Below are 16,221 nucleotides of genomic sequence, written 5' to 3'. Positions count from 1 at the left end.
TTTATTCAAAACGGGATTTTTTGTTTAATTTTCATCCTCTAATTCAATACTCCATAAAATGAAAAAACTAATCCTTGCCTCTTTATTCCTGACAATAGTAGCGTGTCAGAAAAAAGAGCAAACCCAAAAACCAGCAGCGGTTACAGACGAACACACTTTTTCTAAACCGGAACTTGCTGTTGTAAAACATTTAGATCTTGACATCAAAGTTGATTTTGACACCCAGACTATTTCAGGAAAAGCATCCTGGCAAATCGACAATATAAGCAAAGGAAACGAAATTATCTTTGACGAAAACACCCTTGACATTACAAAAGTAACCTTGGGCGACGACGAAAAAGAAACCAAGTTTGAACTTGGAAATGAAGTTGAATTTCACGGAAAAGCACTTCACATTACTATTGAACCAAATACGACTAAAGTAAACATATACTACAATACCACAAAAGATGCTGTTGCTTTACAATGGTTAACGCCTGCACAAACCGCAGACAAAAAGAAACCTTTTGTTTTCTCTCAGGGCGAAAGCATCTGGTCCCGTACCTGGATTCCGTGTCAGGATTCACCGGGAATTCGTTTTACTTACAATGCAAAAGTTACTGTTCCTAAAGATTTACTAGCCGTAATGAGTGCCGTAAATCCACAAAAGAGAAACGACACAGGTGTTTACACCTTCAAACAAGACAAAGCAATCCCCTCTTATTTAATGGCAATTGCCGTTGGAGATATCGAGTTTCAGGCTATCGACGACAGAACCGGAGTTTATGCAGAACCATCCATGCTAAAAAAATCGGCTTGGGAATTTGCCGAATTAGGAAAAATGGTTGTTGCTGCCGAAAAACTTTACGGACCATATCGTTGGGGACGTTATGATGTATTGGTTTTACCTCCAAGTTTCCCGTATGGCGGAATGGAAAATCCTAATCTAACATTTTTAACTCCCGGAGTAATTGCCGGAGATCGCTCTCTAACCAGTTTATTGGCGCACGAATTAGGTCATAGCTGGAGCGGAAACTTAGTAACCAATGCAACCTGGGATGATATTTGGTTAAACGAAGGCTTTACCACTTATGTAGAACACCGCATTGGCGAAGCCATTTTTGGCAAGAAAGAATTTGAAATGCAAAATGTGATCACCCGCAAAGAATTAGTTGATAATGTAGCTGAATACGGAGACACAAGTCCAGATACAAGATTAAAAGTTAGCCTTACAGGAAGAAATCCTGATGACGGAATCAGCATGATTCCTTATGTAAAAGGATATGCCTTTTTAAGAGTAATCGAAAACGCCGTTGGACGTGAAAAATTTGATATTTTCATCAAAAACTATTTCGATGCACACGCATTTAAATCTATTACAACAGAAGATTTCCTTAAATACTACAACGAAAATCTTATAAAAGGAGACAAAGCACTTGCAGATAAAATAAAAGCCGAAGACTGGATCTACAAACCTGGAATTCCATCAAACATTACTCCGGTAAGTTCAGCAGATTTTGATGCAATTGACAAAATTCAAAAAAGCTGGAGAGAAACCGGTGTAAAAGGATTGAGTCAAAAAATTACAACAACAAGCGAAAAACAATATTTTATAGATCATCTTCCAACAGACATTACGCCAAAAGAAATGGAAGCAATTGATGCGGAATTCAACTTTACAAAAGGCGGTAATTTCATTATCAAACGTCAATGGTTTGTTCCGTCTATTCGTTATAAATATACAGCAGCATATCCTGCAATCGAACAATTTTTAATTTCGACCAGCAGAACAGGATCCGTAATGATGCTTTATAAAGAAATGGCAAAAACTCCGGAAGGAAAAGTTTGGGCAAACAAAATTTTTGATCAGGCAAAATCAGGTTATCATGCTACAACCGTTCAGGCAGTTGGAGATTTATTGAAATAGTTTTCAGTTTTCAGTCGCAGTTTTCAGACAGTACCTAACTGTTTACTGAAACTGAAAACTGCGACTGAAACAAAAACTAAAAAAATCNNGATTTTTTTAGTTTTTGTTTTTAGCTTCAATCCATTTTGCCATATATTTAGTACTTTTTAGAGTATGATGTTGCAGCAAACTTCCCATAAAATTATGCAGGCGGTGACTTTCAGAATCATTCAGTAACAAATTAACAGCTTTGATTAATTCATCCGAATATTTGCTTATTTGAAAACAGTTATTCACAATTTCAATCCCATTTTTTCGGGATTTTTGCCATAAAACTTCATCGTTATATAAAACGATTGCTTGTTTTACAAATTCCTCAGTATCATCTGTAACAAAACCATTCCAGGGCAAATTATTGTGCATTGCTTCCGCGCCAATTGTTGTTGTTATACTTGGTGTACCGCATTGCATTGCTTCCAGTAATTTTCCTTTTAAACCTGCTCCAAACCGAATTGGCGCCAAAACAATTCTGGCATTTCTCACCACTTCATTAGCATCAGCAGCCCTTCCCATAATAAAAAAACCGCTTTTAGGCTGGTGCAATTGCAACACTTTTTGCGAAGGATAAGCCCCGTAAACTTCTAAAACAGCTTCTGGAAATTGTTTTTTAAGCAAAGGCCAAATCGTTTCTTTAAGATGCTGAACCGTGTTCCAATTGGGTTCATGAAGAAAATTACCAATAAAAATAAAATTCTTGCGTTCCTCAAACGAAGGCAATTCCAAAAGATCATCCTCGTACATTTCATCTACCAGAAAAGGCAAATAATGCAATAAACTGGAATCAATTTTAAAAACATCCTTTAAAATCTTCATTTCAAATTCAGATATCATAAACGACAAATCGCATCTTAAAATACTTGCAATTTCACGTTTTGCGACTTCTTCGACCAATAAATCATTCCATTTAAAAGTTCTGTTTTCTTTAAATGCTTTTTGTCTTGCCGTTCTCAGACAATGCAAATCTTCGGTATCAAGTAATCTAATAGCACGGGGACAATTCTCTGATACGCGCCATCCAAATTGCTCCTCAATCATAAAACGATCAAATAAAACAACATCAGGATTAAGTTCGATTATAAAATCATCAAAACTCGCATTATTAAGCTCAATAGGCTTTTTTATAACACCGGATTCAGACAAATCGACCATAAAATCACTATCCATAGCCGGACTTGCAAAAGTAATCTCAAAACCATTTTTTCTAAAAATAGAAATCAATTGCATCATTCTTCCACCTGCGGCAGATGAATTTGGTTCAGGCCAAACAAACCCAATAATCAACAGTTTTTTTATCTGACTCATTTTAATTGTTTCAAGACTACAAAATAATGCTTTTTTGGGCGTATTTACATGATAAATCGTCATTTTCGGTCGTAAAAAAGACTAATTTTGCAAGATACTTTTTTTCAATAAAATTATGTTAGGATTAAAATTAGCTACAGACCCTCGTTGGGTAAATATAGTCGAGTCGAATATCGAAGAAATATTGACAGACCATGCCTGGTGCGAACAAAAAGCAGCTTCAAACGCTATAAGCTTAGTAACTTATAACTCTGAACTAGAGGAGTTAGTAACAGAGATGCTTGTTATTGCAAGAGAAGAATTAGAGCATTTGCAAATGGTACATGACATTATCAAAAAAAGAGGTCTGACGTTGGGTCGCGAAAGAAAAGATCATTATGTAAATGAACTTTTTAAATTCATGAAAAAAGACGGAAGCCGAAAAGATGCCCTTTGCGATCGTTTATTATTCTCGGCTATGATCGAAGCCAGAAGTTGTGAGCGTTTTAAAGTACTTTCGGAAAATATAAAAGACGAAGAATTAGCCAAATTCTATCGTGATTTAATGATTTCTGAAGCCGGACATTATACTACATTTTTAGGATTTGCACGAAAATATACTGACAATATAGATATTGATAAACGCTGGAAAGAATGGATTGAATATGAAGGTTCAATAATTACCAACTACGGAAAAAGCGAAACCGTTCACGGATAATTTATCCCTTATTATTCAATTTACCACTTACCTATAAACACACACTTTGTTATGTCTACAAATAAAGTAAAGTCCATTTTATTAAAAACGGCAAAATATCTGGGAATAACTCTTGTCGTTATTATTGGATTATTGTTTTTGACTCCTATTGTTTTTGCAGATAAAATTAAAGAACAAATTAAAAAAACGGCAAACGAAAAACTCAGCGCAGAACTAAATTATTCTGATGTTTCGGTATCGTTTTTTCATCATTTTCCATCGTTAACTTTAACGTTAAATGACTTAAGCCTTAACGGATCTGCTCCTTATAAAAAGGAGAAGTTTATTACCGCAAAAGAAATTTCGTTTGGTATAAATGTAGCCAGTTTAATCTTTAGCAAAGAAGTAAAGATTGATCAGATTTATTTATCTGATTCCTTTATTAATGTAAAAGTAAATGCAAAAGGAGAGGCAAACTATAACGTATACAAATCGACCTCGCAAACTTCTAATCCTAAAGACAGCTCAGAAACGGCTTTGAAACTGGAACGAATAGAAATTTTAAACAGTAAAATCATTTACGACGATCTATCAACCAAAGTTCATTTTGATGCTTTTGAGTTCAATTATTTAGGAAAAGGCGATTTAAACAAAGCTGTTTTTGATTTATATTCTAAAGCAAAAATCGAGCGACTGAATATTGTATATGATGGTGAACCTTATTTAATGAACAAAAAAATTGATGCCGACCTGATTACAAAAGTAAACGTAAACTCGTTATCCTTCTTTTTTCAGCAAAACAACCTGAAAATCAATCAGCTTCTGGTGGATTTCAAAGGGAGTTTTGACTTTTTGAAAGACGGTTATAATATGAATTTTGTAATTAAATCTGACAATAGCAAACTAAATGATGTTTTTACTGCTTTTCCTCCTAAATACATTACGTGGCTTTCTAAAACGGAATTAAAAGGAAATACCAATTTATTGTTTACTTTAAAAGGAGACTATATTGCTTCAAAAAAAATCGCTCCAGATCTTAATTTGGACATAAAAATAGACAGCGGATTTGTAAATTATAACAAAAGTGCTTTTCCGGTTTCTAATTTAAACTTAGAAGTAAAAACAAAAGTTCCGTCTTTAAACCCGGATCTTGTCATTGTCGATGCCAAAAACTTATCACTAAACATCAACAAAGATTACTTAAAATCTAAATTTTATATCAAAGGCATAAATACGCCGGAAGTGAATGCTGATTTTAAAGCCAAAATTGATCTCGAAAAGTTAACCAAGGCACTTGGTATCCCTGATATCATCCTAAAAGGAAGTCTGACGGGAGACGTAAAAGCAAATGGAAAATTTGACCAGAAAAACAAACTTTTCCCGGTTACAAACGGAATTCTGAATCTGGAAAACGGGTATTTAAAAACACCTTATTATCCAAATGCAATTACCAATATTAAGATAAAATCTAAAATTGAAAATAATAAAGGCACTTTTGATGATTTGAAAGTAAGCTTAAAACCAACGCAGTTTACTTTTGAAGGAAAACCTGTTTTTGTAGAAGCTGATCTAAGCAATTTTAATGATTTAGCCTATGATATTAAAGCAAAGGGTGAACTTAATGTGAATAAAATCTATAAAGTTTTCTCTCAAAAAGGACTTGACCTGGATGGTTTTGTAAAAGCTGATTTAGTCCTGAAAGGAAAGCAAAGCGATGCCGAAAAAGGAAATTACAGCAAACTCTATAACAAAGGAACTCTTGAACTGAGAAATATTGGTATCGTATCTGAATATTTGCCTAAGAAATTCATCATCAAGGAAGGTATTTTTAAAATCAATCAGGATAAAATGACTTTCAACAACTTTTTGGCAGCTTACGGGCAATCAGATTTTAAAATGAATGGTTATTTACAGAATGTTTTTAATTATGCAACCACAAACACGGGCGTTTTAAAAGGTTCTTTTAAAGCTACATCACGTTATATTAATATCGATGAGTTTATGTCAGCAACAACAACAAATGCTGCTACAACACAAACAAAGCCTGGAACTACAGCTACACAAACTCAGGCAACACAAACCGGAGTTATTATTATCCCAACCAATTTAAACCTACAGTTTACTGCCAATGCCCAGAAAGTAAGTTTTGACAAATTGAATCTTCAAAATGCTACAGGGAATCTGAATATGAACAAAGGCAAATTGAGTATGCAAAATACCGGATTTAACTTAATTGGCTGTAATGTCGCCATGAATGCCACTTATCAGGCGATTACACCACAAAAAGCAAATTTTGAATACGCTATTAAAGCTTCAGACTTTGACATTAAAAGAGCGTATAACGAAATCGAAGTGTTTAGAAAAATGGCAAGTGCCGCAGAAAAAGCACAGGGAATTGTTTCTTTAGACTACCAGCTAAAAGGTCGCCTGAACGGCAATATGGATCCCGTTTATCCATCGCTTGTGGGCGGAGGAACTCTATCTGTAAAAGATGTAAAAATGCGAGGATTAAAAATGTTTAATGCCGTGAGCAAACAGACAAACTCTGAGTCGATGAAAAATCCTGATCTTTCGAAAGTTGATATTAAAACAACAATCAAAAACAATATCATAACAGTAGAACGTTTTAAATTTAAATTTGCAGGCTTTCGACCAAGAATTGAAGGCACAACAAGTTTAGACGGAAAACTGAACTTAAAAATGCGTTTAGGACTTCCGCCTCTTGGCATATTCGGAATCCCATTAACGGTTACCGGAACACAAAATAGTCCTAAAGTAAAATTGGGTCGCAAAACAGAGGATCTTGAAGAAACAAAAGATACCGAGTAATAAAACAAAAACCTGTTCGTTATGAACAGGTTTTTTTATAAAATTATATTTGCTTTTTACGAAACATACAACGTTCCGGAAATATATAAAATACCTTTTGCCAATAACCACAATAAGGCTGCCATGCCTAAAAATCCCCAAGTCCAGGTATTACTCCTTTTCCAACTGAAGAAAAATGTTGGAATTTCCCAATATTTAATCACGATAAAAATACTTACCCCAATTAATGAAGCCCAGATCATCTCTGCGGAATGAATCTGAAAACTATAGAATAAAACTGATGCAAAAAAGAGCGTTGCTACAAATTGCATATAATAGTAATTTTTATAATTGCGCTTGTAATTATCCTTAAGCGACAGCAGCAAAAACGATATAATTAGTAAGCTCGTCAAAGCTGTTATTACATACGAAAAAATCACATTATGCTGCCAAATAAGAAAACCATCGATGATTAGTGCCAAAACAACACAAGCTGCAAGCGAATAAACACTTCTTTCTATATAAGTATCTTTCTCTTTATACGGTATAAGAATTGGGTACATATATTTCTCTAAAATGCGCCAAAAAGGCAAAGCACATATAGCCGCCATTGCAGCTACAACAATTTCATAATTATACAAGGTGTCCGCCGGAATTTTATACAAGAGATAAAACAGCGCTACGGTAACTATAATAGCGGGCAGGCAAATTGTTTTTACGGTTTCCCACCTATCATTTCCCCAGAAATTATTCTTTATTTCAAAAATATATTTCTGCACTAAATATTTACGGGTAAAAATCGCTGTCGACTGGCTCCACAACAAAAACAAACCTGTATGAATTACTATGGTCCGCAATGTCATTTCTTCGATAAAACATCCCCAAACAATACAGGCAATACCTATTAACAATAGTTCATACGTTAATAAAATTGCCGAAAACAAAAGCCTGAACAAAGGCGCAAACTGTTTTATCAGGATACCTATCAATGAATTCCAATAATTGCGTAACAAACCTATTATCGAACATATTGCAATAAATGCCGCGAGATACAACATCCAATTGGTAAGGGATTGCGTTTGCATCCATAATTGAACTGCAGAATTTTTTACAGGAATATAAACGACATGAGAGTTTGCATAAACTTCGTTTGCTAATTGGTTTCTTACCGTATCATTTAGGGCAGAAAATTGATTCTTGTGCTTTTGCCAATAAACAGTAGCATCAGAACCATTTTTTTGCAAAACGGCAAACTCGTATAAAATCTTTTTTTGAGCATCAGTCAAGGAAACAACTTGCTCTGCAGAATGAATTTCTTTTGCAAACAGACTTGTACAGAAAAGAAACAGGAGGAAAACTAATTTTTTCAAAATTTGGATAGATTAATCCAGCCAAAAATACAAATAATAAGTATTCAATATAAAACAAAAAACCCGCTCACCAAAGTGAACGGGTTTTGTAATAAGTAATCGAATGATTATGCTTCGAATGGAAGGATAGATACATAAGATTTGTTATCTCTTTTCTTTTGGAACTTAACAACTCCAGCTACTCTTGCGTGTAGTGTGTGATCTTTACTGATGTAAACATTTTCACCTGGATTATGTTTTGAACCTCTTTGTCTAACGATGATGTTCCCAGCAATAGCAGCTTGACCTCCAAAAATCTTAACGCCTAAACGTTTTGATTCTGATTCTCTACCATTCTTCGAACTACCGACACCTTTCTTGTGAGCCATGACGTATGAGTTTAAATATTGTTATTATTCTTTAGTAGCTTCTTTTTTTGCTTTTGGAGCTGCTGCTTTTTTTACTTTAGGAGCTTCTACTTCTTCAGTAGTTACTTCTTCTGCTACAACTGCTTTTTTAGCTGCTGCTTTTTTAGTTCCTCCAGCTGCAGTAATACCTTCAATTACAATTTGAGTAAGATATTGTCTGTGACCATTTCTCTTTTTGTATCCTTTTCTTCTTTTCTTTTTGAAAACGATAACTTTATCTCCTTTTAAGTGTTGTAACACTTTAGCTTCTACTGAAGCACCTTCTATAGCTGGGGCGCCTAAAGTTACGTTACCATTATCGTCTAATAAAAGAACTTTGTCAAAAGAAACTTTTGAACCTTCTTCATTAGTCAAACGGTTAACATAAACCTTTAAGTCTTTGCTTACTTTGAATTGTTGCCCTGCTATCTCTACGATTGCATACATACCAAATTGATTTATTGATTTTTAAGGTTGCAAATATACAATTAATAATTTACTATGCAATCTCTTGTTCTAAAAATATTTAATTCGCTTTAACGTCTGTTTTTCAAGACATTTCACGTCTAAAAAGGATCGTTTTAGGTGTAAATGACTGTTAAAGTATGTCCAAAATAGAACATAACCTATAATTACTACTTAAAAAAAGTTATTTTTGATGTAACGATAATCAACTCTTGGCTACCTACATATATAGGTAAATAAAAATTATTAATCTTTATGAAAAATTCAATAATGATGTTAAGTGCAGCACTAATGCTCGGCGGAGTGGCTCATGCTCAAAAGGTAGCTTTTGAAGAATATAATTTAGATAACGGCATGCATGTTATTTTACACAACGATCCATCGGCTCCGGTTGTTATCACCTCGGTAATGTACCATGTAGGATCAAAAGATGAGCGTCCTGACCGAACTGGTTTTGCGCATTTCTTTGAACATTTATTATTTGAAGGAACACAAAATATAAAACGTGGCGAATGGATGAAAATCGTCACTGCAAATGGCGGTGTAAACAATGCCAACACATCTGACGACAGAACCTATTACTACGAAGTTTTTCCTTCAAACAGTTTAGAACTTGGTTTATGGATGGAATCTGAAAGATTAATGCACCCTATTATTAACAAAATTGGTGTTGACACACAAAATGAAGTTGTAAAAGAAGAAAAAAGAATGCGTTACGACAACCAGCCTTATGGAAATATTTTACCGGTTGTAAAAGAAAATATGTTCAAAAATCACCCGTACCGCTGGACAACCATAGGATCTATGAAGGATCTTGATGCTGCAACTCTCGAAGAATTTCAGGCTTTTAATAAAAAATTCTACACGCCAAACAATGCCGTTTTAGTTGTAGCCGGAGATTTTGACAAAGCAAAAACCAAAGAATGGATCCAGAAATATTTTGCTCCAATCCCGAGAGGCGTTGAACTAAAAAAACAAACTTTTACCGAGGAACCAATTACACAAACTATCAAAGCAACTTACGAAGATCCAAATATTCAGATCCCAATGATTGTGGCTTCTTACAGAACTCCTTCGATGAAAACAAGAGATGCAAGAGTTTTAGATTTAATCTCATCATATTTAAGTGATGGAAAGAGCTCTAAACTGTACAAAAAAATAGTTGATGACAAAAAAATGGCGCTTCAAATAGGAGCTGTTGGTTTTAGTCAGGAAGATTACGGAATGTACATTTTATATGGCTTGCCAATGGCTCCAAATACTACAGCCGACATCCTGAAGGAAATGGATGAAGAAATTGTAAAAATTCAAACCGACCTTATTTCTGAAAAAGATTATGAAAAATTACAAAATAAATTCGATAATAATTTTGTTAATGCAAATGCAAGCGTAGAAGGAATTGCAGAAAATCTGGCTTCTTATTACCTTCTTTACGGAGACGTAAATTTGATTAATACTGAAATTGACCTTTACCACTCTATTACAAGAGAAGAAATTAGAGAAGTGGCTAAAAAGTACTTAAACCCTAACCAGCGTTTAATTTTAGATTACATTCCTTCAACTAAAGCTCAAAACTAAGTCTATCGAATCATGAAAAAAATACATACATTTTTAATCCTTTTATTCCTGACTGGAATTATGCAAGCACAAGATCGTCCACAACCAAAACCAGGCGCTTCGCCGGTAGTCAACATCAAGAAACCACAGACTTTTGTCTTGGCAAACGGCATGAAAGTTTTGGTAGTTGAAAACCATAAATTACCACGAGTAAGTTTTAATCTAACACTGGACAATGCTCCTTTTACCGAAGGAAGCAAAAAAGGGGTTGATGAATTAACAAGCAGCCTGATTGGTAACGGCACTAAAAAAACAACCAAAGAAGCTTTTAATGAAGAAATTGATTTTTATGGCGCAAACATCAATTTTTCGTCATCCGGCGCTTATGCAAGTTCCCTTTCTAAATACTCAGGACGTGTTCTGGAACTACTAGCCGAGGGCGCTTTGCAGCCTAATTTTACGCAAACTGAATTTGACAAGGAAAAAGCAAAATTATTAGAAGGTCTTAAAGCCGATGAAAAAAGCGTTCCGGCAATTGCAGGTCGCGTTGTTGATGTTTTAGTATTTGGAAAAAATCATCCTTCCGGAGAATACATTTCTGAAGAAACCCTGAAAAATGTTACTCTGGCAGATGTTCAGGCAAACTATGCTACTTATTTTGTACCCGAAAATGCTTATTTAGTCATTATTGGCGACATTAAATTTAAAGAAACAAAAGAAGCTGTAGAAAAACTTTTTGGCGGATGGAAAAAACAAGCAGCTCCAAAAAGTACGTATCCTAATCCGGAGAATGTCTCTAAACTTCAAATTGATTTTGTAGATGTACCAAATGCTGTTCAGTCTGAAATTTCGCTGGTAAATACCGTGAATTTAAAAATGAGCGATCCTGATTTTTTCCCTGCTGTAATTGCAAATCAAATTTTAGGAGGAGATTTTAACAGCTACTTAAACATGAATTTACGAGAACAACACGCCTGGACATACGGCGCAAGCTCTAGTATTGGCAGCGGAAAATATGTAACGAAATTCAAAGCTTCGTCTGCCGTTAGAAACACCGTTACAGATAGTGCTGTTGTACAATTTATAAAAGAAATCAAACGAATCAGAACCGAAAAAGTCTCTCAAGATGTACTAAAAAACGTTAAAGCAGGATACATTGGGCGATTTGTAATGCAGGTCGAAAAACCGCAAACAGTTGCCAGATATGCCCTGAATATCGAAACAGAAAAACTCCCTGCTGATTTTTACGAAAAGTATATTCAGACCATAAACAATGTTACTGCTGATGATATTTATCGTGTTGCCAATAAATATTTCTTATTAGACAATATGCGTATTGTGATTGCCGGAAAAGGCTCTGATGTAATTGCCGGCTTAGACAAACTTCAAATTCCGATTTTCTATTTTGACAAATACGGAAATCCAGTTGAAAAACCAGTTACTAAAAAAGAAGCTCCTGCCGGAATTACAGCAAAAACTGTTTTCGAAAATTACCTTAAAGCAATTGGTGGAGAAAAAGCAGTTTCGACTGTAAAAACGCTGGCAATGACCGGAACTACAACTGTACCGCAAGCACCTACCCCATTAACTTTTACCTCTAAATTAGATTCTAAAGGAAAAATGATGGTTTCGCTTTCTATGGGAACTATGAATTTAATGAAACAAGTGGTAAACGAAAAAGGCGCTTACATCGAACAACAAGGACAACGCAAAAACCTTGAGGGTGCAGATCTTGCCGACATGAAAGCCAGCGCTGCTCCTTTTGAAGAATTACAATTGCAAAAAAGAACAGACTTAAAAGTAGAAGGAATCGAACCTGTAAACGGCAGCGATGCTTATGTAATAAAAGATGGCAAAACAACGTATTACTACGATGTAAAATCAGGCTTAAAAACAGCCAAAGGCAAAGTTCGTGAACAAGATGGCAAATCATCTTCTCAAATAACCAACTTTAATGATTACAGAGAAGTAAAAGGTATTAAAGTTCCTTTTAATCTGGTACAAAATGTAGGTTTTGAACTGGATATTAAAATGTCTGAAATTAAGATCAATGAAGGAGTTTCTGACAAGGATTTTCTTTAGACTCAGAGATACAAAGGCTCAGAGATGCAAAGGTTCTGAGCTACTAAGATTTTTAGAGGCTTTGTCAAAGTTTTAAAACTTTGACAAAGCTTTTTTTATGCGTTATTTTTTATCAGGCTGAGCGGATTCGAAGCCCTTTTTTACTCCATCACAATCTTTTAGCAAAAACATTATTATGAAAATGATTGTCCTAGCCCCGATAGAAGTGGAAATCCTTTTGTCCGCCACGGCGGACAAAAGATTGGAACGGATTGCTTCGCCAGTTCGCACTTTCAGGCTCGGGTGCGGGATTAGCTCCTAAAAAAATACAGAAGCAGAAATGACATTTTAAAGAAAAACTTACTTCTTCGCCGACAAATAAACTCCAATCAAAATAATAAATGCTCCAAAAAACTGAATTGGCGTTAGCATTTCATTATCTAACAATCCCCAGAAAAATGCGACTATCGGGATCAGATAGGTTACAGATGTTGCAAATACAGGCGATGACATTTGTATCAGTTTAAAGAATACAACATTGGCAATTCCGGTTCCCAGAACGCCTAAAATCATGACAAACAAAATGGAATGTTCTGTGGCTTCAAAACTTATTCTATGTGTAATATCGGTAAAACTTAAGATAATCAGAGCCGGTAAAAGCAAAACTGCAAAATTTCCTGTTGTAATACTCAACGAGTTCAAATCAGATAAGTATTTCTTGATCAGATTAACGTTGATCGCATAACAAATCGTAGCGATTACAACCAAAATTACATAATAATAGTTTTGCCCCGGATGGGATGAAGCTCCACTTAAAACCAGCAATAAACAGCCTATCAAACCAACAAAAACCCCTAAAACCTGTCGTTTTTGAAATTGGATTCCAAAAATAACGATTCCCAGAACTAAAGTATTCAAAGGTGTAAGCGAATTTAGAATAGCAACAATAGAACTATCGACCTGAGTTTCGGCAATAGCAAAAAGAAAAGCAGGTGTAAAGGTTCCAAAAACCGATGTTATGGCAACAAATTTCCATTGACGGCGCGAAATTTTCTTCAAACTCTTAAAACCTACGATCAATAAAAACAAGGCTGCAAAAATAATTCGGAACGAACCTACCTGAACCGCTGTTAAACCAACCAGTCCTCTTTTTATCAAGATAAAAGAACTTCCCCAAATAAGCGAAAGAACAAATAAATACGCCCACTTTAATTGTTTTGCATCCATAAATACTTTTTTTGGTACAAATTTGTAATAAATTTACGAACTGACCTCTTCATTTTCATTAATTTTGCCCGGAATACAACAATCAAATTAAAAATCATACAGAATGAAATTCACCAAAATTATAGCTACCGTTGTCATAGCAGGTTTAGCATTGGTAAGCTGCAAAAAAGAAGAAGACAAAAGCCTAAGTTTAATCAAAGCGCAAACAGAGAAAGCTACTCCTAAAGCGCATAAAGCAATTGCTGCCGAGAATGCACAAACCGCAAGTTTTACAATCGAAGGAATGACATGTGCAATGGGATGCGCAAAAACAATCGAACAGGAATTGTCTAATCTTGACGGAGTAGAAAAAGCAACGGTTGATTTTGATAAAAAAATGGCTACTGTTGTATTCGACAAAACAGTTCAAAACCTGGATAACTTAACAAAAGTTGTTCAGGCAACGGGAGATGGAAAAACCTATAAAGTTTCGAATTTCAAATTGTAATTAAGACAATTTTAATCATAAAAAAGGCATTCGCTATATAGTGAATGCCTTTTTTTATGATTTGATTTTTTTATTTCCATTTCAAAGTTTCCATCAGCTTTTGCATATCATTTTTGATATAACTTGCAGCTGGCATAACCGAATCAAAATTGGGTTTCGCATAAAAATAAACAGATCCTGTTATAAAATGTTTAGTACTGTCTGTAACGTAAAATTGGGAGTTTGTAGCTGCGTTTCCGTCAACTTGATAAAACATTCCGTAAACCTTTTTTTGCGGGTTTAAATACGGCTGTTCTAATATATCATCGGCTTTAATAACATGCTCATAAGTTAATTTCTGAGCATCTTTAAGCAATTTTTGTATGTCTCCATTTACGGGTTTATAAGTCAGGTAAATTGTGGCTTTCATTTTAGGATATGTAATCGCAAATCCGCAATCTTTCTCTCCTTTAATTACAGCGGCTTCGTTCATTTCAAAACTAAACGGACAATTGTTTTCAAAACTAACATATTTTGCCTCGGGATAATCTAATCGTAAAAAACTTGCCGGTTTTGGCACCACGTCATCTTTACAACTTATAACCGTTAGTGCCAGCAAAATTGCTGCTATCGAAATTGTTTTTTTCAACATTTTAATCTATTGTTACTTTTATTTGTTTCACACGCTTTTTATCGACTGTTTCTATTGTAAAAACACAGTTTTCGAAAGCTATTTTTTGATCTTTTTTGGGAAAATTACCCAGAATTTCTAAAATAAATCCTGCTAATGTTTCTGCTTCTCCTTTGTGAGATTCAAAAATATCTTCATTGACATCAATGATTCTGTAAAAATCTTTCATGTTAATTTTCCCTTCAAAAAGAAAATTCTTTTCATCAATTTGCGAGAAATTCAAATTCTCATCGTCAAACTCATCACTAATATCACCAACTATTTCCTCAATAACATCTTCTAAAGATACCAATCCTGAAGTTCCGCCATATTCATCGACCACAATCGCTAAGTGACTTTTAAGGCTTTGAAAATCTTTTAATAAGTTGTCTAATTTCTTATTTTCCGGAACAAAAAAAGCTTCTCTTACCAAAGACGACCAGTCAAACTCTTCTTTATCTATGTGAGGTAATAAATCTTTTACAAACAAAACGCCTTCTATCTGATCTATATTGTCCCGATAAACCGGAATTCTCGAAAATCCTTTTTCGATTATTTTAGGGCAAATGGCACCAAATGATTCTGATATTTCTAATGCAAAAATATCGATTCTTGGGCTCATTACCTGTTTTGTATCTGTGTTACCAAAAGAAACAATTCCTTCAAGTATTTTTTGTTCTTCGCTTGAGGTACCTTCAGAATCTGTAAGCTCTAAGGCCTGCGAAAGCTGATTTATCGAGAAATTATTCTTTTGTTTCCCTAACTTATTATGCAAATATAGCGTCACACTACGCATAGGTAAACTTATTGGCGAGAGCAATTTATCTAAAACAGCGATGGGATAAGCAATGCGTTTTGCAAATTTTATATTGTTTCGACTGGCGTAAACTTTAGGCAAAACCTCGCCAAACAATAGAATAAAAAAGGTAACTACAATGATTTCCAGAATAAACTTAAGTACTGGTGAACTTATGGTCTCAAAAATATTTTGCCCGATAAACGAGAACAAAATAACCACTCCTATGTTAAAGAAGTTATTGGCAACTAACAGGGTCGCCAATAACTTTTTGGGCTTATCTAAAAGATTTGATATAATTTTTCCTTTCGAAAGGTTCTCTTGTATAGTGTCATCAATATCTTTTTGAGACAGAGAAAAAAGTGCTACTTCGGCACCGGAAACGATTGCCGACAGAAACAGCAAAACAAATATTCCGACAAAACCAATTATCAAATTGATGTCTAAAGTGGTAGTAAAAAACAAACTGGGCTCCGGGTCCAAATTAAAAAA

General features: G+C 34.7%; 13 protein-coding genes. 6 read left to right on the top strand and 7 right to left on the bottom strand.

Annotation, left to right across the window (positions count from 1 at the left end):
• Nucleotides 1-58: 58 nt before the first annotated feature.
• Nucleotides 59-1,906, top strand: coding sequence for a hydrolase/aminopeptidase (locus B0A64_RS02340; protein WP_089477913.1), 1,848 nt, complete (start codon nucleotides 59-61; stop codon nucleotides 1,904-1,906).
• Between the two features lie 96 nt (nucleotides 1,907-2,002).
• Here the strand turns inward: B0A64_RS02340 and B0A64_RS02335 are convergent, their stop codons facing one another.
• Entirely contained in the window at nucleotides 2,003-3,247 is a 1,245-nt protein-coding gene (locus B0A64_RS02335; RefSeq protein ID WP_089477948.1) for a glycosyltransferase family 4 protein, read from the bottom strand.
• Nucleotides 3,248-3,362: 115 nt separating this feature from the next.
• Here B0A64_RS02335 and miaE point away from each other — a divergent pair, with 115 nt between their 5' ends.
• Together miaE and B0A64_RS02325 are read left to right on the top strand one after the other, a co-directional pair.
• A complete protein-coding gene (gene miaE / locus B0A64_RS02330) occupies nucleotides 3,363-3,944 on the top strand; it encodes a tRNA-(ms[2]io[6]A)-hydroxylase (protein ID WP_035685975.1) in 582 nt (193 codons plus the stop codon).
• 51 nt (nucleotides 3,945-3,995) lie between these two features.
• Nucleotides 3,996-6,752 (top strand): AsmA-like C-terminal region-containing protein, encoded by a 2,757-nt coding sequence (locus tag B0A64_RS02325; RefSeq protein ID WP_089477912.1) that lies wholly within the window; start codon nucleotides 3,996-3,998, stop codon nucleotides 6,750-6,752.
• A gap of 56 nt (nucleotides 6,753-6,808) precedes the next feature.
• On the opposite strand, the gene B0A64_RS02320 is transcribed toward B0A64_RS02325, so the two are convergent.
• The 3 genes from B0A64_RS02320 to rplU all read right to left on the bottom strand — a co-directional run bounded on the left by B0A64_RS02320 (nucleotide 6,809) and on the right by rplU (nucleotide 8,934).
• On the bottom strand, nucleotides 6,809-8,101 hold the full coding sequence (locus B0A64_RS02320; RefSeq protein WP_244285330.1) for a hypothetical protein: 1,293 nt from the start codon (nucleotides 8,099-8,101) through the stop codon (nucleotides 6,809-6,811).
• A 107-nt stretch (nucleotides 8,102-8,208) separates the two neighbouring features.
• Nucleotides 8,209-8,469 (bottom strand): 50S ribosomal protein L27, encoded by a 261-nt coding sequence (gene rpmA, locus B0A64_RS02315; RefSeq protein WP_035685981.1) that lies wholly within the window; start codon nucleotides 8,467-8,469, stop codon nucleotides 8,209-8,211.
• A gap of 24 nt (nucleotides 8,470-8,493) precedes the next feature.
• Nucleotides 8,494-8,934, bottom strand: a complete 441-nt coding sequence (gene rplU, locus B0A64_RS02310) for a 50S ribosomal protein L21 (RefSeq protein ID WP_089477911.1) — start codon at nucleotides 8,932-8,934, stop codon at nucleotides 8,494-8,496.
• A 273-nt stretch (nucleotides 8,935-9,207) separates the two neighbouring features.
• Between rplU and B0A64_RS02305 the strand changes: the two genes are divergently transcribed.
• Together B0A64_RS02305 and B0A64_RS02300 are read left to right on the top strand one after the other, a co-directional pair.
• Nucleotides 9,208-10,530, top strand: a complete 1,323-nt coding sequence (locus B0A64_RS02305; protein ID WP_089477910.1) for a M16 family metallopeptidase — start codon at nucleotides 9,208-9,210, stop codon at nucleotides 10,528-10,530.
• Between the two features lie 12 nt (nucleotides 10,531-10,542).
• Complete coding sequence (locus B0A64_RS02300) at nucleotides 10,543-12,591, top strand: M16 family metallopeptidase (protein WP_244285329.1); 2,049 nt, start codon at nucleotides 10,543-10,545, stop codon at nucleotides 12,589-12,591.
• 339 nt (nucleotides 12,592-12,930) lie between these two features.
• On the opposite strand, the gene B0A64_RS02295 is transcribed toward B0A64_RS02300, so the two are convergent.
• Nucleotides 12,931-13,797 (bottom strand): DMT family transporter, encoded by an 867-nt coding sequence (locus tag B0A64_RS02295; protein WP_089477908.1) that lies wholly within the window; start codon nucleotides 13,795-13,797, stop codon nucleotides 12,931-12,933.
• A 103-nt stretch (nucleotides 13,798-13,900) separates the two neighbouring features.
• Here B0A64_RS02295 and B0A64_RS02290 point away from each other — a divergent pair, with 103 nt between their 5' ends.
• Nucleotides 13,901-14,284: a heavy-metal-associated domain-containing protein gene (locus B0A64_RS02290; RefSeq protein WP_089477907.1), complete on the top strand. Its 384-nt coding sequence runs from the start codon at nucleotides 13,901-13,903 to the stop codon at nucleotides 14,282-14,284.
• A gap of 70 nt (nucleotides 14,285-14,354) precedes the next feature.
• Here B0A64_RS02290 and gldD read toward each other — a convergent pair whose 3' ends face one another.
• On the bottom strand, nucleotides 14,355-14,915 hold the full coding sequence (gldD, locus tag B0A64_RS02285) for a gliding motility lipoprotein GldD (protein WP_089477906.1): 561 nt from the start codon (nucleotides 14,913-14,915) through the stop codon (nucleotides 14,355-14,357).
• A gap of 1 nt (nucleotide 14,916) precedes the next feature.
• Nucleotides 14,917-16,212 carry a gliding motility-associated protein GldE gene (locus B0A64_RS02280; protein ID WP_089477905.1) on the bottom strand — a complete coding sequence of 432 codons (1,296 nt, stop codon included), beginning with the start codon at nucleotides 16,210-16,212 and terminating at the stop codon, nucleotides 14,917-14,919.
• Nucleotides 16,213-16,221: the final 9 nt, after the last annotated feature.

The sequence above is a fragment of the Flavobacterium araucananum genome (assembly GCF_002222055.1).
In the GTDB taxonomy this organism is placed as follows: Bacteria; Bacteroidota; Bacteroidia; order Flavobacteriales; family Flavobacteriaceae; genus Flavobacterium; species Flavobacterium araucananum.
Note: the sequence above shows the minus strand (reverse complement) of the source record. Positions and strands in the feature narration are given on the sequence as shown.